Origin of the sequence: Cerasicoccus maritimus, assembly GCA_031296935.1 — a bacterium.
Lineage (GTDB): Bacteria > Verrucomicrobiota > Verrucomicrobiia > Opitutales > Cerasicoccaceae > Cerasicoccus > Cerasicoccus maritimus.
Map to the genome: position 1 here is coordinate 64,496 of JAVDPD010000016.1, position 19,038 is coordinate 83,533.

11 protein-coding genes are annotated in these 19,038 nt (G+C 57.9%); all 11 read right to left on the reverse strand.

The genetic code is table 11. The features are described 5' to 3' along the window. Window positions 1-67: 67 nt before the first annotated feature. The 11 genes from RBB62_RS11750 to RBB62_RS11800 all read right to left on the reverse strand — a co-directional run bounded on the left by RBB62_RS11750 (window position 68) and on the right by RBB62_RS11800 (window position 18,654). Window positions 68-1,291: an amidohydrolase family protein gene (locus tag RBB62_RS11750; protein ID WP_309399055.1), complete on the reverse strand. Its 1,224-nt coding sequence runs from the start codon at window positions 1,289-1,291 to the stop codon at window positions 68-70. Further along, window positions 1,284-3,305, reverse strand: coding sequence for a fumarylacetoacetate hydrolase family protein (locus RBB62_RS11755; RefSeq protein ID WP_309399056.1), 2,022 nt, complete (start codon window positions 3,303-3,305; stop codon window positions 1,284-1,286). The genes RBB62_RS11750 and RBB62_RS11755 overlap by 8 nt, the downstream gene beginning before the upstream one ends. Beyond that, window positions 3,302-4,354 carry a hypothetical protein gene (locus RBB62_RS11760; protein WP_309399057.1) on the reverse strand — a complete coding sequence of 351 codons (1,053 nt, stop codon included), beginning with the start codon at window positions 4,352-4,354 and terminating at the stop codon, window positions 3,302-3,304. Before RBB62_RS11760 ends, RBB62_RS11755 begins: the two co-directional genes overlap by 4 nt. A 3-nt stretch (window positions 4,355-4,357) precedes the next feature. Further along, window positions 4,358-5,950, reverse strand: a complete 1,593-nt coding sequence (locus RBB62_RS11765) for a hypothetical protein (RefSeq protein WP_309399058.1) — start codon at window positions 5,948-5,950, stop codon at window positions 4,358-4,360. A gap of 85 nt (window positions 5,951-6,035) precedes the next feature. Further along, entirely contained in the window at window positions 6,036-6,722 is a 687-nt protein-coding gene (locus RBB62_RS11770) for a type II secretion system protein (RefSeq protein ID WP_309399059.1), read from the reverse strand. 355 nt (window positions 6,723-7,077) lie between these two features. Then, window positions 7,078-7,758: a polysaccharide deacetylase family protein gene (locus RBB62_RS11775; protein WP_309399061.1), complete on the reverse strand. Its 681-nt coding sequence runs from the start codon at window positions 7,756-7,758 to the stop codon at window positions 7,078-7,080. 24 nt (window positions 7,759-7,782) lie between these two features. Continuing rightward, window positions 7,783-8,298, reverse strand: coding sequence for a hypothetical protein (locus RBB62_RS11780; RefSeq protein ID WP_309399062.1), 516 nt, complete (start codon window positions 8,296-8,298; stop codon window positions 7,783-7,785). Window positions 8,299-8,319: 21 nt separating this feature from the next. Continuing rightward, window positions 8,320-10,551 carry a WD40/YVTN/BNR-like repeat-containing protein gene (locus RBB62_RS11785; protein WP_309399063.1) on the reverse strand — a complete coding sequence of 744 codons (2,232 nt, stop codon included), beginning with the start codon at window positions 10,549-10,551 and terminating at the stop codon, window positions 8,320-8,322. Between the two features lie 182 nt (window positions 10,552-10,733). After that, window positions 10,734-14,585, reverse strand: coding sequence for a PKD domain-containing protein (locus RBB62_RS11790; protein WP_309399064.1), 3,852 nt, complete (start codon window positions 14,583-14,585; stop codon window positions 10,734-10,736). Between the two features lie 229 nt (window positions 14,586-14,814). Then, window positions 14,815-16,551: a beta-glucuronidase gene (uidA, locus tag RBB62_RS11795; protein WP_309399066.1), complete on the reverse strand. Its 1,737-nt coding sequence runs from the start codon at window positions 16,549-16,551 to the stop codon at window positions 14,815-14,817. 9 nt (window positions 16,552-16,560) lie between these two features. Continuing rightward, window positions 16,561-18,654: a glycoside hydrolase family 2 protein gene (locus tag RBB62_RS11800; protein ID WP_309399068.1), complete on the reverse strand. Its 2,094-nt coding sequence runs from the start codon at window positions 18,652-18,654 to the stop codon at window positions 16,561-16,563. Window positions 18,655-19,038: the final 384 nt, after the last annotated feature.

Below are 19,038 nucleotides of genomic sequence, written 5' to 3' on the forward strand. Positions count from 1 at the left end.
TGAAATGCCGTCCAAGGCAATGCGTGCCATGCATGAAGGTGATCGACTGGAAGCAAACGGGTCATCGTTAGCGCTGGTGGATTATTTTTCCATCGCGGACAGTTCGGATGATATCCGACGGCTGACATCGGGTTACGATCGTGGCGGCGCAATGATAGGACGTGCGGAGATTCGGCGACGAAAAGTCAAACGCCACAAACGACGCAGGTGCGCCAACGGTCAGCTCGCCCGGAAGCTCGGTACCCCAGCGGGTTTGTCCGACATTGCTCGTGACCATTTTAAGTATGTCCGTCGGATCAATCCGATCTTGGTTCCCGCATTGCGAGCGCACGAGTTTGTAGGTGAAATCGAGCTCCGCCAAGAGGTTTGGTCCGTTGAGCATAGCGTTGTCCGTGCCGAGTAAAATGGGAATATTCGCTTTGAGTAGCTTGGCAACGGGCGGCAGGGGGAGGCCGAGCGTGGCGTTGGCACGCGGGTTAATGGCCACGGGGATTCCGGCCTTGGCGATGCGTGCGATCTCTTCGTCGTTCGCTACGGTGAGGTGGACGATTAAATCTGGCTCCAATATTTCTATTGCGCGTTGCAGATCACCGAGTCCGGTGCGCGAGAAACTAGTATCGCGATACGATTCGTCTTCCAAGCAATGAATCGTCTTCGCGCGATGCTTTGCGACGCAAAGTTCGGCAATGGTTTTCCATGCCGCGTCGGTTTGGTCGTTCATCGTGCTCTCCGAAAAACCGTCGGACTCTTCGAGCATTTCCGTTAGCTCTGCGATGAATGCTTCGGGCAGTGGCGCGACATTGGCCTCCAGTTCTGCTTGCGTAAACGGAACGCCGTCGAACTGGCTCAGAATCACGGAACGCACGCCGACGTCTTGCGAAACTTCGCGCAGGCGTCGGCAGCCTTCCAAGCCTTGCTCGCGGTAATCGATGTGCGCGATCGTGCCCGATGCCGCCATTCCGCACAGGAAGCCTTCCATTGCCTCCATGTGTTCTGCCCGAGACGTTTTTGCGAGTGACTGATATTTGAATCCGTTGGGGCGAAAGAACGCTTCGGCGAGCGTTAAGTTGGTGGCGGCGTCGGCGAGGAAGCAGTCGCCCACATGCGTGTGGCCATTGACGAAAGCGGGCGCGATAACGATGCGCTTGCCGATGGGGTGAGGCGCTTTGCCGATGACATTGATCTGCGTGATCTTGCCGTCCTCATACTCAAACGACGAGCAAAGCATCGGCTCCAGTTCTGGACCTATGAGGACCACACAGTCTTCGATTCGTCCAACGCCTTCAGTCATGGTTCGTCGAGGTTAGCAGTTGGAAAAAAGCTGGCAGCACCAGTTGCCAGCGGTCTGCTGGCATTAAGCACTGTAGGCCGAGGCTTGTTGAGGATTCGCCGCGCAGTGGTATGGTCACCACGGGGAGCCCGGCGAGGCTGGCTGGCGCGGTTTGACGCAGAAGTTCTTCGCGTTGGTCCTCGCTCATCGCATGCTGCGGTGCCGGAGATTCCGAGACCGGCAAGAGCACTATGTCGAAGTTTTCAAAGACCGGCTCTAACGCTTCGAACGCCGAGGTGCGAACCGCGTGCGCCTCGGTAACTTCTGCCTCGGTCCAAGCTTCCGCGCGGAGAATACGTTTCAAGACTGCTGGGTCGTAGTGCTCGCGAAAGTCCGCAATCCATGGTTCGTGCATCGCGTAGGCTTCCTTACTTTGCAATACAGAGAAAGCCTTGGCGACGTTCGGATTGAAGAGATCGTGCTGGGCGCTTCTTTGGTCGGCGCAGTCGGGAAAGCGTTTGCTAACGGCGGTAAAAAATTGATCGCTCATCGGTCCGATAGCAGCGCAGCGAAGCGTGGATGAATTGGCGGTTGGAGCCAGGTCGAGTAAAGCCAGTGAGGCGTCGACGAACGTGAAAAGATCGTATGCCATCCAACCCGTGGTGTCGAAGGATGGCGCGAGCGTTACGCAGCCTTCCGTGGCCCAAGTGCTCGGCGTTAGCCGCAAGCCATAAAGTCCGCAAAACGCGGAGGGCACGCGAATCGAGCCGCCGGTGTCGGTGCCGAATCCGATGTCCACGAGTTGCTTGGCCACTGCCCAGGCGCTGCCACTGCTCGACCCGCCGGAAATCAATTCAGGATCGAAGGGATGCGGGCAATTGCCGGTGTGCGGGTTCGCGCCATCGAGCCCGTAAGCAAACTCATTCATCTGCGTTTTACCGAGAATGGTCAGGCCCTTTGCTTTGATCGTTTGGACGAGCGGGCCGTCGACGTGCGGCGCTGGGCGGACGAGTTCAAGGAAGAGTGACGATGCATGCGTGGGAAACCCCGCGAGGTCGAAGTTGTCTTTGATGAGGCAGGTGAGACCTGCGAGAGGTTGACTCGACGAAGTCGCAACTTCGGCAGCTTCGATTGCTTGAACGCACGGAATGATTTCCGCAAATACGGAGTCCATCGTTGCCTGATCGAACACCTTAACACCTTCGTAGAATTGGTGAATACTGGGGTGCTTGATGGGTTCCTCGACGACCGGGTTAGTGAGCACGCCTAGGTGATCAATTTCGATTTCTACCACATCACCAGCTTGCAAAAAACGCGGTGGCGTGCGTGCGGTCCCAACACCTTCCGGCGTGCCGGTGAGGATGATTGTTCCGGGCATTAGCGTGGTGCTGCCGCTGAGGAACACGATCAGTTCTTCGACGGTAAAAATCAGATCGCAGGTCGACGAGTCCTGGAAGGTCTCGCCGTTGAGGCGGGAGCTGATGCGCAAGTCGTTGGGATCGGTGAGTTCATCGGCTGTGACGAGCACTGGGCCCAGCGGGCAGAAGGTGTCAAAGCCCTTGCCTTTGCACCATTGGCCTCCGCTGTAAATCTTCTGCCAATCGCGTGCGCTCACGTCGTTGGCGACGGTGTAGCCGACCACGTAGCTGAGCGCGTTGTCCAAGGTGGCGTTCTTGCACGTCTTGCCGATGACAACGGCGAGCTCCGCCTCGAAATCCACACTGTCGCTGCGGAGCGTTCGCGGTAGCTCGATCGATTCGCCTGTGGCAATGATCGAGGCTGGCGATTTCATTGTAACGACCGGGTGATCGGGATTGGGCTTGTTCATTTCCCGCGCATGCTCGCGGTAGTTCAGGCCGATTGCGTAAATGGTGTTGCCGGGGGGGACGGGGGCCAGGATGCGCGCGGCGTTGACTTGCTCTTTGGTGGGCGTGAAGCCATCGCCAAAACCACCTTCGTAGCGAAAGTAGCAATCGCCTTCGCGCGTGGCAAAAACGGTTTCGCCAGTAGTGGTTTCGATGCGAAATAGCCTCACTCGCAGGCGTCCTTTCCAGAGAATGGTTCGTTGAGCGCATAGCCTTCGCCATCCTGGCCTTTGCCCGGCCAATCAATGAGGTTGGCACCAGAGCGCCGTGCGGCTTCGACGACGATGTGATTCAGGACGCTCTCGTAATAGAAAATCGCGAAGGGTTCGGGGAGGGGCGACATGATTACTTGGGCGGGACTGATGCGGTTAAAGAGTCCAGCAGTGTCGGCGATTAATTTGCATTCCGCCTCGTAGTCGGTGCCAAATATCCAGCGGTTGGCTGGTGCCAGTGTTTCGGCCTGGAAAGGGCCATGCGAGTAGTCGAACACATCGCGTAAGCACGGCGCGGGGCGAAACGTCGTCTCAAGTAGCTTTGCGGCGAGGTTTTGTGAGTAGAGTAGGGTGGGGTTGGCGAAGTAGAAGTCGACGCCGGAGAGTAGCTCATCGGCCAACTCGCTAAGCGAAAGTTCGGCTGGGAGCTCTTCGGAAAAGGCAGATAAGATGTCAGCAGTTGGCAACGTTTGCTCACCGAGCTTGGCTGCGATGACCAAGGCTGCTGCTATGGCGCAGACGGGGCCAATGACACGCGGTAGGATTTCGAATTCGTTTTCGAGCGGATGCCGAATGATCGTCGTGCCTTCGTTGGCTAACGCTTGGAGTAGCTTCGCGCGGTCCCCTTTGCCGGCGTTGATTTGCCCTTCTTCAGTGGAGGAGGTGACCAGCGTTAGGCCGGCATACTGTTTGCGTTGGGCGAGTGCGATTTGCGCATTGGGCGCGAGCCCTTGGGTGAAGACAACCAAGTGGCGGTCGTCTTGTGCGGCGGCGTTGTAGAAATGGTTCAGCGGGAGAAACTCGGCGCGAATTGGCGTCCACAAATTCAGCAAACGCACCAAGTAGCGCGCTGCCGCTTCCGAGCTGCCCAAGCCGGTCGCGACCACGCCTTTGGCTGCCGCTAGTTTATCGAGTGAGGGCAGCACAAGCCCCAGTGTCTGCTCGAGATACTGAGGAATTTGGGTAAGCCTTTGACTTAAAATTTCGTGACCCAGCGGATCGGGCATGCATCAGTCCTCGGTCTCCAGGAAGATCCAGTTGACGACGTTGAGGCCACTGCGGTGAAGGGCTTGGGCGTATTCGTTTTTCTGAACCAGACTGTTGGGGGAATTCATCACCATCTGAATATTCAGGCTGGGGAGGTGACTCTTCAAGACTTGAAACACGACCTCGTAGTCGCGCTGGTCGAAGGGGATGCCCAGCTTGCGGTAGGAGTCGCGGGTGCCGAGGCTAAGGTTTTGCTCCATGAGCATGCGGTCGATGGCAAACGCGCCAAAGCCGGCACCGCGACCATCTTGATAAACGAGCACCACCGCGCCACTGCCGTAGCGCACGATGTGCTGGATGGCGCGGTTGTATTTTTCCTTGTTGTCGTCGACCTTGACCGGGAAGCGGTTGAGGATCGATTCGCTTTGAATGCGCACAATCGGGCTTTCGTAAGACTTCGGGTTACCGTGCGTGAGGACGACTAAATCGTCGCCCGTAACGACGTCGTAGTAAACGTGCACACGAAACCAGTAGGGCTCGACCAACAGCGCGCTTAGCGGATTACCGCCCTCGGTTTTTTCCAGGGCCTTCATTTCGGCGGGGTCGATCTTGAGCATCAACCGGTTGCCGCGGAGCGATTCAAATTTCTTCACCAGCGGATGAACGCCCTGGGTGTATTCGTCGATCTCATGGTTGCCGAGGATGCCACGCAGTGATTCGTAGGTGACGACAATTTCATCGTCGATCGGACGCACAGGCAGCAGATAGCTGGCCATGTAAATAAAGCGCTCGGCCTGTTTTAGGCGGCTGGGCTTAAAGGGGACAACCGGCTCCGGAAGCTTGATTTCAGCCAGCGGAATTTCGTTGGGCCGCGTCAGCGTATGGCCGGACTCTTTCTTCGACTTGAGGTAGAATAAATTAAAAGGACCGGGCTCGAATTCAATGGCTTCGGCGCGGGCGACCTTGAGGCCATTGCGCTCCATCGCGGCAACTTTGTCTGGGTTGTTCGTGAGAATGACCCACTCCGCTTCAATGCCGAGGATGTGGACAATGTCGGCAATGTTCTGGTATTGGCGGTAGTCCTTTTTCAGGCCGAGCAGCTTGTAGGCGTCAAAGGTGGACAGCGTGTCGCCGCTGGCTTGCACAAGCATGCGGTCGCGGGCTTTGGCCGAGTAGCCGACGCCGCGGCCTTCCTGCAAGAGGTAAAACAAAACGCCCTGGCCACTGTTGGCGATTTTCTCCATAGCACCCTCAAGCTGCTGCACGCAGTCGCAGTCGCAACCACCTAGTGTTTCGCTGGTTACGCAACTGGAGTGGAGGCGCGTGTGGAGCAAATCAGCATTGACGACATCACCAAAGGTAAGGGCAATGATGTATCCCTTGTGGATAATATCTTGGAAAATGCAGGCACGAAAATCTCCGAATCTGGTGGGCACGGCCGTGTGTCCTATAAAGACAGTAGCGCCATGGACCGGGTGGTCGTAGAAATTTCCGCGCTCCAGCTTGGAGGCATATTGGGAATATTCCTGGAGTGTGGCGCCCAGGTCTTTGATCTCAATGGTTTGGGTGTCGCCAGATTCGGTATGGGTGTGGTTAGCTTGATAAGGGCGACTCATGCTTTGAGTTTAAGCAACCATTGTGCCATAAATCAAAGCAGCTAATCCGATTACCTACAGTAACTTTGCTCTAGCCCGACTGGGCTCATTGCTCGATTTTCCAGATATCGTTATTTCCCACAACTTCTTCACGCGTTAGCAAGGCGACGCTGCCGTCGAAATGAACCACGTTGGCTTGGCCGTTATGACGATAGGCAATTGCATGTTGCGCGTACTTCTCACTGCCTTCTTCGTATTTTTGGGCACCCCAGCTGGCAATTTGCAAATCCAAGGCGTCTGCAAACGCGATAATCTCCGTTGGATTAATGACTTGGACAACGAGCGCCGTGCGCGGCCCTTCGTCGCCCCAGCCCTTTTTAAGGTTAGTGAAGTTCATGCCATAGCTATGGTTGCCGGCACCGCTGGGGTCTGCTTCCTTGGTGGCTTGATACACAGGGCATTCTGGGATCGCATCATGGCCCAAGTAGTCGAGAAAGAGTTCATTCTCGTTCCAGTAACCCCGGGTCTCTTTGCCACTATCTGAGATTTCTAAAATCTGTACCGGGGCAAAGTAGCCTTTCTCAGCTGCATAGGAAATACTGGCCAGCTGCATTTGGCGTAAGTTACTTGCGCATTTGGTTTGATCGGCGCTGGCGCGGGAATTGCCCAACACGGAAAATAATATACCCGCCAACACGGCGATGATGCCAAGGACGGCGAGAAGCTCTACCAGCGTGAATGCTTCGCGAGCATCGGATACCGCGCGGGAAGTATGATGAGATAGGGGAGCCATGAGCTTGATTGTGATGAGGTGAAAAAGGGATAGGGAAAATGTAGAAAAAATCTGAACTGCTGGCTAATGCGGGTCAGAAGCTCTATTATAGGGGAATTATCGGTAAAACTGCCACACATTTAATCATGCGAAGCGTATTTAACTGAGGTTAAGCGGGTCTGGATGTTCGAGAAAAGGGGAGGAAGGTAGATCGGCCTTAGTTTACGGCGATGGTCTGGTTTTATCTTACATTGATTGGGGTGTGAAGAAAATGAGCGATGTTACGGTCACAATGCTAAATTTGAGTTACTTTAGGCTCAAAAAAAGCGGGGCCTTTGCTGACCCCGCCTTCACAATGATAGTTTACACAGTGTAGCTAGCTCTTCTGTGCCTTGAGCAGCTCGGATACCGTGACGAACTGGTAGCCCTGCTCCTTGAGTTGCGGGATGATGGTACGGAGCGCCTCAAGGCTTTTGGGTGACCAGTCATGCATTAGCATGATGGTGCCGGCTTTGGTTTTCTCGGTCGTGGCGCGTTCGATGATGAGCTCAACGGTCGTGCTTTTGTCCCAATCTTTGACGCCCACATTACAGTCAATCGGCTGAAGCTGCTGCTCTTCCAGAATGCTCATCAGGGCTGGCGTGTAGAGGATGTAGGGCGCGCGGAAGAGGACGGGGGTGTAGCCGGTGGTTTCCTGAATGATCGCCTGAGTGTCCATGACCTCCTTCAGTGCTTCTTCATCGGTGAGCTTGTTGAAGTGGGGATGGTTGTAGGAATGATTGCCTGCTTCGTGGCCTTCGGCGAGTATGCGCTTGGCCAGCTCCGGGCGGGAGGCGACGCTTTTGCCCTTCCAGAAAAAAGTGGCCTTAACGTCTTCTTCTTTGAAGAGCTTCAGGTATTCCGGCGTGAGCTGGTTGGGGCCGTCATCAAAGGTCAACGCAATGAGCGGTTGATCCGTATCGACTGACTTGATGCGCTTAAACGTCGAGTCGTTGGCTTGTAAGCTGACGGCGGTCAGCAGGCTGAGTGTCGCGATAAGTGTTTGTGGAAACTTCATAACTAAGAGGGTGCGTAAGAAATTTTAGTTTACGGGCGTGACGCTCAAACCGTCCAGGCGGGCATTGCCTTCGCCAGACAGGATGAAGGCCAGGTTGACCTTGGAGGAGCCCTCGGGAATGGTTACCGTGCGGCTAAATTCCAGGACCTTGCCGTTGGGGGCGAGGTGGGCTACGTCGATCCAGGCGATTTGGTTGCCGTTGGCATCAAAGCACTGTAGAGCAACCTTGATGATGTCCATAGTGTTATTAACGGCGTAGCCCGACACGGTGGCTTTGCCACTGTATTTGAAGGCCATGGAGATGCTGCCGTTTACTTTTTCACCCATGACGGCAATTTTCAGGCCTTTGCCGGACTTAATGCCTTCGGGGTCGGTGGACAGCTTGATCTCGCCGGATTGGTTCCACTTATACCAGCCGGCGGCTCCGTGTTCGCAGTCGCCATGTGTCAGGAGGTTGGTCGAAGTGTCTTGCGCCAACAGGCTATTGGCCATCAGGAAGACGAGGAGGGCGCTAAATAAACGATAGTGAGGTGCTTTCATTACAGGCTTGTTTGGGTGTTTTTAAAATGCAGTTGTAGAAAATTCTTGAGCCTTGGGTTCTTGAGGCTGAGCGACACTAGACAGCGGCAGGTAGAAGACACCGTTGCCCGGGGTGCCGACCACGAGGCGATCACCCGCAAAAGCCAGCTTAAGGCGGTGGCGCTGGGGAATGTGGTTGTCGAGCGCTTGCCAGGTTGCGCCACCATCAGTGGAGAGCAGCAGTCCCTTGTTGCCGTGCAGGGAGACGGCGAGGCGTTGGCTGTTGTTGAGATCAATGGCCATGGACTCAACACCGCGGTCGAGGACTTGGGTCCAGCTCACGCCGCTGTCGTCGCTGCGGTAAACCCCGCCGCCTTGCTCCGATACATAATAGACGCCGGTTTCGCTCGGTGAGCTAAAGACCTGCATGAACTTGCTCCAGCTGCTGCTCGGGCTGAGGTCTGCGCGCTGCCAGGGGGCGTCGTCGCTGCTGCGGCGATAGACCGCTTTATTCTGCAGGGCGATCATTGAGCCGTTGCGGTTGCGGGCGAGTTGGTAGCCGGAGTCCCAAATGGAGCTTTGGAAGAAGCCGCCGCTGGGAAGCCCTTCGCTGTCCCAACGCCAGGTGGCGCCGAGATCGGTGCTGGTCCACACGCCGCCCTTGCCGGGCTTTACGTTGCCGCTGACACCGATGTAGAGCTTGTAGGGGTCGGTTCTGTCGACGGCGATGGAGTTCACGCGGAAATCGTCTTTGCCCTTGGGCACGCCGCTCATGCCCATGCGCTTGAAGCTCTCGCCGGCGTCGCTGCTCATGTAAACGGTGTCGGCATACCAACCGTGCGTTTTGGGGGCCAGCAGGTAAACCATGTCGGTGTCCGACGGCGCAACGACGATGGCTTTGCAATTGTCGAACGAGCCCGTGGTGTGCTGAAAGGAGGCAGCACCGTCATCGGAGCGGAAGTAGCCGTTGTCGGCCATGCCCATGTGGACGATGTCCGCGTCGTGCGGCATTTGGACGACGGTGTGGATGACGGTGTTTTCAATGCCGTCGATGGTCAGCGTCCAGGTTTGCCCGGCATCCCAGCTTTGATAGACGGTGTAATAATCCGTGAAGAACCAGTGCTTCGGGTCATTCGGATCGACAACGATGCTTGCGGTGGCGCGGCCAAATTTATCCCACTTGTTCGGTTGGCTGCGGGCAAACCAATCGCCCTGAATGCGCTCGGATTCCACTTCGACCCAAGGGCTGTTTACGGAAGTCTTCAAGAAGAACTTGCCGCTGCCGTTGGCTAAAACGAGGAAGTTCGGGCCAGCGCCGATCGCGCGGTAGCTGTTGCCGGCGGTTGGTTTGGGGCGGGAGTCAGCGAGGTCCAGGCCCTCGGAAGCGTCGATCCACGTGCCGCCGGCGTCATTGGTGTATTTGACGCGCATGGAGTCGAAGATGCCATACCAGCGGCGGGGCTCCATTGGGCTTTGAATGATCTCGATGGGGGCTTCGTCGGCGAGCTTGCCCCAGGTGTGGCCGCCGTCATCGGAGCGGAAAAGGCCGCCGCCAAGCTCGTGCTTGGTGGTGGAGCCGCCCCAGGCTTGCCGGCTGGACATGTTGCTATTCTGCGCGCAGATGAACAGGTATTGGCCGTTGGTTTGATCGATCTTAAAGTCGTTGACGTAGAGGCCGCCGATGCCGATCGATTCCCATGTTTCGCCATCGTCGTGGCTGACAAGTAAGCCTTCGACGCCGGGCGCCGCATAGATGGTCTGCGGCTCGTCGGGCGAGCGCTGGAGGATGCGGCCGGTGCTGCGGTTGGGGCCGTTGCCAAACACCTGCGTGCTGTGGACTTCCTTCCAGCTCTGGCCGCCATCGGTGCTTTTATAGATGCCTTGCATCGGCGTCCACTGGTTGCCCACGGCGGCAATGACGATGTCCGGATTTTGCGGATCGACCAACATATCACGCACGCAGTCGAGGCTTTGTGGCTCGACGTTGTTGTGCAGCATGCGCCAGTTGCGGCCGCCGTCATCCGAGCGGAAAATCCCGCCCACGTCGCTGTGCGTGTAGAGAATGTCGGGGTTGACGTCGTTCGTGATGACGTTGAGCAGGTAGCCGCCGCCGCCGATTTTACTCGAACGCCACGGGCCGTATTCGGCGAGGTTTTCCTGCGGGTCAAAAACTGCCTGCACGACGCCTTCCGCGTCCGGGCGCAAGGGCTCGCCAACGGGCTGTGCCGCTGCAATGAAAGGGATGAGGAGGGGGAACAACAATGGGCGAAGCATTGAATACTTTCGTGTTAAAGGCCCACTTTGGGGCCATGCGTTTAGGAAATCCCATAACTTTAACGCAAGTCGTCGCCCATTAGAAACTAGACTTTGAATGTTACTGTAACGTAAGGAAGGGCGCATGGCTCGGAAAAGTGCTTCCTGAACCATGCGCCATCCTCCCGGAGAACGCGAGCCTATCAGTTGCTCGCTTGGAGCGAGACTTCCTGAGCTATCTCGAGCTCGCCATCACTAACGCAAAAGCGAATCACGTAACTGCCCGCCGTGCTCAGCACGACTGAGGCATTGGCGGACGTGGCGTTGGTAAACGTCGCTGCGCCGGGGCCGCTGACCAGCTCCCACTGGTAGCTCAAGCCGGGGGTGGCGGGAATGCCGTCGTCGGTCGCTGAGCCGTTGAGCGCAATAGCGGCGCCGGTGGAAACATCGGCCGTGGCAATGCTGCCGGAGGTGGCGGCGGTGAAGTCCGCCGCGGCTTCGGCTGGCCCGGTGCCTGTTGGCGAGGCGCTGCTGGTCGACAGGTAAAGATTGTCGAAGTAAACGCCGTCTTCGCGCATCCAGACGTTGACGGTGTATTCGCCCGCGCTGGGGATGGTGATCTTCGCCGCCTTGTAATTATATCGGTTGCTCCACGACCACGCGCCATCGGTCGGCGTATCGACGCCATACAGGCCGAACGTTTGGGGGCTGCCATCGAGCCCATAGTGCACCGAATCGTCCACGTTGCTAGCGCCATACAAACGCGCCCAGACGTAGTAGGTTCCCGGTTCGCTGAAATACAGGGTGTAGTCCAGGCGCGGGCCGGTGGTGGTGTCGCCGGAGTTTTTACCGGTGTTCGATGGGCTGGTCAGCACGCCGCTGCCGGAGTAGCCGGATTGCGCGGTGGTGAAGGTCCAGCTGTCGCCAGCAAAGTCGCCCGAGCCCGCAATGGAGGCAGCGAAGTTTTCCGCTTCGATGGCAAACGTCGAGCCGACCGTGTATTCCGGGATGTCAATGTCGGTCGTCGGCGGGGTGTTGGTCAATATGCCGTAGCCAACATCGCCAGCGCCGGTGGGCGTGGCGCTGCCGGTGGTCAGGTAAAGCTTGTCGAACCACACGCCGTCTTCGCGCATCCAGATGTTGATGGTGTGGCTACCCGCGCTACTGATTGTGATTTTCGTTTTCACGAAGTTGGCGTAGGTGCTCCACGACCACTCGCCATCGGCGGGCGTGTCGACGCCGTAGCGTCCGTAGGTCTTGGGGCTGCCATCGAGCCCGATGTGGATTGAGTCATCGACATTGCTGCCGCCATATAAACGCGCCCACACGGTGTAGGTGCCCGGCGTGGTGAAATACACTTCGTAATTCAAGCGCGGGCCGATGGTGGTGTCGCCAGAGTTGTTGCCAACATTGCTGTCGCTGGTCATCGCGCCGCTGCCGGTGTAGCCCGGTTGCTGATCGCTAAAAATCCAGCTGTGCCCGGCAAAGGCGCCCGTACCGTCGGCGATGCTGCTGTAGTTCTCGGCTTCAATCGTCAACGCGCTGCCAAACTCCACATGGTCGCCAACGGGTTGGCTGTCGAGCACGGTCAAGACCGCCGTGCGCGTGGTCGTGAGGCCGTCGCTGGAGACCGCCGTCAGCAGCACGTTGTAGCGTCCTTCTGCGGTGAAGCGAACGCTCGTGCGCGCAGCGGTTGGCTGATCGATTTGCGCGCCGCTGGGGGCGTCGACAATGCTCCAGCTCAGTGAAGAAGGCGTATCGTAATCTGCCCAGCTGGCTTCGAGCACGGCGAGTTGATCCGTGGTATAAACGCCATAGTCGTGCGCCGGTTGAGCGATCTCCAACGTTTCAATCGTCAGCGGAATGTAGAGCGTGCCGTTGCCTGGCGTGCCGACCACGAGGCGCTCGCCCGCAAAGGCCAGCTTGAGGCGATAGCGTTGGGGCAGACCATTATCGAGCGTGAGCCAAGTCGCGCCGCCATCTTCGCTGAGCAGGATGCCGCCTGCTTCGTCGAGCGAGACCGCGATGCGGTCATTGAGCGGATCGACGGCCAGGGACTGCACGCCCTGATTGAGCACGCGGGTCCACGTTTCGCCATTGTCGCTGCTGCGATGCAGACCATAGTAAGATTCGCCTGCGTAGTAAACGCCGCTCTCGGTGGCGGATGCATGCACCTGCGTGAATCGCCCGCCATTCAGGCTGATCGTTGCCTGGGCCCAGTTGTCATTGTCGCTGTCGCGGTAGTAAATTTTACCACTGGTCGTGGCGACCATCGAGCCGTTGAAATTGCGCGCGAGCTGATGGCCGGTATCCCAAATCGACGACTGGAAAAAGCTCGATGAAGACGGTAAACCGGCGCTGTCCCAAGACCACGTGTCGCCGCCGTCGGCGCTGGCCCACACGCCGCCTCCGGTCGAGGAAACCGCGCCTGCCACGGTGATGTAAATTTTCTGCGGGTCGCTGGAGTCCACGGCGATGGAGTTAACGAGCCACTCGTCGATATCGTCGCCATTCGTGTCGGGATCCTTGGGCACGTTGGTCATGTTTTGGCGGCCAAAGCTCACGCCGCCATCCGTGCTTTGGTAAACCGTGTTGGAATACCAGCCGACATACCAGTTATGGTTGCCCACGATGTAAACGGTGTCCGGATCGGACGGCGCCACAGCGATGGCCTTGCAATTCGTTGTCGAGCCTGCGCGCGTGGGAAAGGAGTCCGCGCCGTCGGTCGAGCGGTAGTAACCGTTGTCGGCCATCGCCATGTGCACGATGCTGGCGTCGCTTGGGTCGGTCGCCACATCGTGGATGACGGTGTTTTCAATGCCGTCGATGGTCAGCGTCCAATTGGCGCCGGCGTCCCAGGTTTGGTGGACCGAATAATAATCGGTGAAGAACCAGTGGTCTTCGTCGGTCGGGTCGATCACCACCGAGGCCGTGGCGCGGCCAAAGTGATCCCACTCGCCGGCAACGGTCTTCGCATACCAGTCGCCTTGATAACGACCCACGTTGCTGACCAAATTCCAGTCTGCACTCAGCGGTTGCTTGATGTAAAACGTGCCGGAACCGCTGCCGACCAGGAGAAAGTCAGAACCTGCGGCGAGGGCTTGATAACTGCTGCCCCACATGGGCGAGGGAGACGACGAGCTCGTCAACGAGAGGCCGGTCGAATCGTCTGTCCACGTCACGCCAAGGTCGTCGGTGTATTCAATGCGGCGCGCGTCGCGGATCGCATACCAGCGACTGGCGTTGGTCGGGCTTTGCACCATTTCGCGCGGCGCGGTGCTGGCGACGGTTGTCCAAGTGGAGCCGCCGTTGTCCGTGCGAAAAAGGCCGCCAGTGAGCGTCGTGTATTGGCGGGTCGATGTCCACGTATCGATGGTGGACATCGTCCTCGCTTCCGCACACACAAAGATACGGTTGGCGTTGGCGCGGTCGATCTTCAGGTCGGTCACGTAGTGGTTCTGCAAGTTCAGCGAAGTCCACGTGGTGCCGCCATCAGTGCTTTTGTAAACATCGCTGCCGGGCGCGACGTAGATGGTGTCGTCGTCGGCAGGCGAACGCTGCATGATGCGACCGGCGCTGCGGTTGCCACCGTTGCCATAGACTTGGCAGTCGAGCGTCTTCGTCCAGCTTTGCCCGCCATTGCTGCTGATGTAGATGCCTTGGCGTGGTGCCCAGCGCGTGCCGCCGGCGGCAATGAGCTTGTCCGGATCATCGGGGTCAACGAGCAGGTCGCGCACGCAGTCGAGACTTTGAGGGCTCACGGAGTTGTGGACCATGTACCAGTTGCGGCCGTTGTCATCGGAGCGGAAGATGCCGCCCACGTCGCTGTGCGCGTAGAGGATGTCGGGGTCGGCTTCGTTCATGACTACATTGAGCATGTAGCCGCCGCCGCCCATTTTGCTGGAGAGCCAGCGGCCATTGACAGCTTCGTTGTAGTCGGGGTTGAACACTGTATCCACAATGCCGTTGGCGTCGGGACGCAGGGGGTTGGTCGCAAGGCAGATCGCGGGGAGTGCGATGCTTGCGAGGAGGGGTAGGACTATTGGTTTGAGCATAAAGGGGAGAACCGCACGACGGTGCGCGCAATCGAGCTCATTGGGGGCGGGGCTGATTACTGGTAGAAGTTTTCCAGCAGCTTATTGAATCTGGCGTATCGTTAAAATTTTTTGTCCGTGTTACAGTCACAGTCGATCATGCGACTCGCCAACGAATCGGCCGCCTCCATGACTCACCAGCTTTCCGTTCTTCCCGATCTTCCTGTTTAAAAAGAAGTGGCTGGCCCCTCTATTCGTAGCGCGGCTTGGCCCAAAGTATCTTCAGGAAATGCGCCACCATCTTGGGCTGACGCTCGCGCGTGAAAACGCCCTTCTTGTTGCCGCCCACGCGCACGAAATTTTGCGCGGTGCGGAAGTCGGCAAAGTTCCAAATGTGCTCGCCGATGACGAAGTCCATTTCGCGCATGACGCCAATCAGCTCCATGATGAGCTCGGTCTGATATTCCTCGCTCCATTGTTCGGCGGGGAGGCTGTGCAGGCCGGCAATCGTATCCGCGCCAAACTCCGTGATGAAGATCGGCTTTTGAAACTTTTCGTAGAGTGACTTTAAGTCGTGGCGCAGGTTTTCCTTCGCCTCGGCGACTTGCCCGGGGATGTTATACCAGCCCGGATAAACGTTGATGCTCATCACGTCGAAGAACTCGGTAACGAGGTCATCCATGCCCTTGCAGGTGACCATCGTGACGGGCCGCGTGGTGTCCATCGAGCGTACGAGGTCGGCGAGTTGCTTAAAGTAGGGCACGGCCACTTCGCGGTCGCTCGTGGCTTCGTTGGCCACCGACCACATGATGACGGACGGGCTGTTGCGGTCGCGCTCGATCAATTCACCGAGCACTTTCAGGTGAGCCTTGAGCGTTTGCTCGTTGACGTATTCGAAGTTGATCGACACTGCGGGCGCCTCGGAAATCAGTAGGATGCCTTGCTCGTCCGCGAGCTGAATCATCTCTTCTGAATACGGATAGTGCGACGTGCGGTAGGAGTTTGCGTTGATCCACTTGAGCAGCTCGTGGTCGCGGATATTGACCGAGTGGTTCAGCCCCTTGCCGATGATGTGAAAATCCTCATGCCGCCCGAAGCCTTGCAGGTAAACGGGTTTGCCGTTCAGCAGTAGGCGGTTGCCCTCCACCTTGACCGTGCGCACGCCGAAGCGCTGAGTGTATTCGTCGAGCAAATTACCCGCGGCATCCAAGAGCTGAATCTTCGCATGGTAGAGATTCGGCTGGTGGACGTCCCACAGCACAACATCGGGAATTTCCAAGGCAGCTGCGAATGCGCCATCGCTAATTTCCACTGTTGCTTCGGCATCGGTGTTAAGCACCGAGATGCGTGCTTGTGTCGCCGCGCCGTTTACTTTGCATTGCAAAGTAAGTTGGCCAACGCTGCCCGTGTAGGTCGTTTCGACGTGCACGGTGTCGAGCCACGCTTCCTTGGCGGTGGTGTATATCGCGACCGGGCGCTGGATGCCGGCATACGGGAAAAAGTCGAAGGGCGTGTCCGGGTATTGTCCGGCGAACTGGCCGGCTTCCGGCGAGTTCTGCAGGTTGCCCATGGGCACGGTTTCGTTGGAGAGGGTGTTGTCGCCGCGCACGCAAAGCAGGTTCGGCTTGTCGAACTTCACGCAGTCGGTGATGTCGAATTCAAACGGCGTGTAGCCGGTCTCGTGTCCGCCGAGCAGTTGCCCGTTTAAGTAAACTTCCGCGCGGTAGCTGACCGATCCAAACCGCAGCACGATGCGTTCGTTTCGCAGCATGCGCGGCAGCGTGAACTCGCGCGAATACCACACGCCGACGTGCCAGTTGCGGAATGCCTCGTCGGTAAATAGGTCGTTGTAGCTGCTCGGGACGGCGACTTGTTTTTCGGCCGTGAAGCCCGTGGCGTAAGTCGCGTCAGTGTTTTCGCGGGCGAAGTTCCAGACGCCGTTCAGTTCAAACAGGTCGCGGGTGCGGGTGCGCTGTGGATAAAGCATAAAGGAAAATTAATTTTGCGAAACTTGCGCGGGGTCGTCGTTGCTCACGTTGACTAGGTAGGGGGCGGACCACTCAGCGCCGTCCTTAAGCGCGCGAATTTTCAGCGTGTAGGTGCCGGGCGCGAGGTCGCTGATTTTCGCTGCGCCCTTGAGGCCGCGCACTTCGAGTGTTTGCGTGGCACCGCCGTCTTGCTGGTAGGAGATTTCGTAATCGTCGTTTTCGTCGACCACGCTGTAGCCGACCATGATCGCGTTGGGCAGCGGGACGGCCGCCAGGATGTAAACCTCGTCCACCGGGCGCTCGGCCGGGATGAGCGCCATCGTGGGCAGCGGTTCGTCGTTGGCTTCGTCGGTAAAGAGCTCGCGCATTTCGTAGGCCACGGCCTTGGGCTGGCGCCACACATTGTAGACGCCCCACGCGCGGTTTTCAGTGGCCGGCGTGCCGCCGAAGTGGCTGCGGTAATCGTTGTAACTCCAGATCGCGCAACCGACCACGTAGTCGTAATTTTTCAACGCCACGATCTCTTCCTTGAGCTGCTCGTGGAGCTTGCCTTCGTCGAGGTGATTGCCCACCTGGCTCTTGCCGAGCTCGGACACAAAGATTGGCTTGTCCGGCCAAATCTTGTGCAGCTTTTCGACCTGGCCCGGGGCGCCGCCGTAGCTGTTGTGCATCATGATGTCCACCACGTCGTTCGGGTCGATGCCGGGTCCGTTGGCGCCGGTGGCGGTGTTGCTCACGTAAGTCTTGAGGCGGGTTGGGTCGAGCGTGCCGACGTATTCAATCATCGTGCGAACGTATTCATACACGCGCCAGCTCATCTGCTGGCCCTTGTGCTTTTGCTCGGCGAGCTCGTTGCCCACGGACCAGCCAATGATCGACGGGTGGTTAAAGTCGCGGTTGATCATTTCCTTGAGCCAGATTTTCGTTTGCTCGTTGTTAGGCCACACCTGCGGGTCGGTCTTGCTCCACACCGGAATTTCCTCGATGAGCAGGTAGCCCACTTCGTCGCAATAGGCGAGCAGCTCGGGCGTCTGCGCGTGGTGGGCAATGCGGGAGAAGCGCGCGCCCATCGCCATCATCGCATCGATGTCAAACTTCACCAAATGCTCGGGGTCGGTCTGCCCGTAGGCGCGGTGCGTGGCCACGCGGTTGAAGCCGCTCACGTGCAACTCTTTGCCGTTGAGCAACAGCTTGGCGTCGACCGTGGCAATCTTGCGAATGCCGAAGCGGTCGCTCTTTTTGCTGATGATGGTTTGGCCCTGCTGCACACGCGTGAGCAGCTCGTAAAGATACGGGTTATCCAAGTCCCACAGCGTTGTCTCATCGGCGCTCAGCGCGAACTTCAGCTCCACAGTTTGCGTGGAGCCGGGCTCGAGCGAAATCTTTTTCTGGGCAAGTTTGCCATGCGGCTTTTGGCTCTTCCAACTGACGATGCGCGCAAGCACTTCGCCGTGGAAAGTGGTGTCGCCGAGATTGCGTAAAACCACGCGCACATCGACCTGCGCCGTGCCGTTTGCGAGGTCGGGCTCGGCAATGATCATCTGCCGCTCCACCTGCACTTGGCCGCCGCGAATCAACTCCACCTTCTGGTGAATGCCGCCCCACTTCCACCACGCGCCGCGGTTGTAAGTGTTGTCCACGGACACGGCCAAGGTGTTTGTTTCACCGGCGCGCAGCACCTGGTCGACATCGAATTCAAAGGGCGTGTAGCCGCCGACATGCTCGCCGAGGTATTGGCCGTTGAGCCATACTTTGGCCGTCTGATATACCGCGCCAAAATGCAGGCGCACAAAGCCGCTTTTCCAGTCCGCTGGCGTGGTGAACTGCGTTACGTAATACGCTGTGCCCTTGAAGTGCGCGTAGTCGTTTTCCGTGTCCCAACTGCCGGGCACTGCCATGATGGCCCAGCCTGCGGTGTCGTAGCCGGGCTGCGTCCACGCGTCGTTGTTAGCGAGTGATTTGTCGGTGGAAAACTTCCACACGCCGCCGAGGTTTTGCGTTTGCTCTGCATTGCAAAGTAAGGCGGCGAGCAACAGCCACGCGAACGCCAAGGCGCGGGCAGGGTGCAAGTGAACGGAAAAGTTTTGCGGCAAGCGTCGCATGACAACGGGTGAGGGGATCGGTTCGCGGGTTAATTAAGTCTATGAAGCAAACCACAAATTGCCATGCGAACGTTGGCGAAGAAATCTACCTGCCGCTGATACTGTCACATCGTGAGTGGGGATTCCATCTGAATAAAAGGTAGCGACCAGCGTCCTCGCTGGCCAAGGGTGGAACCAATAGAAGGAATAGGACCGCGCTAGCACCGTATCCGTGAATGGCGATTTTCTGTTCAACCATCTGTTATCAGCCTACATCGTGGCCAGCGGGGACGCTGGCCGCTACCTCAGTGTGATTGATTCGAACGAAGAGGCAGCGTGGCGGCTTGCTTTGCCTGCTATGACCTTGGGCAAATGGCAAGCCGCACCCGACCTCGTACAGCTCGA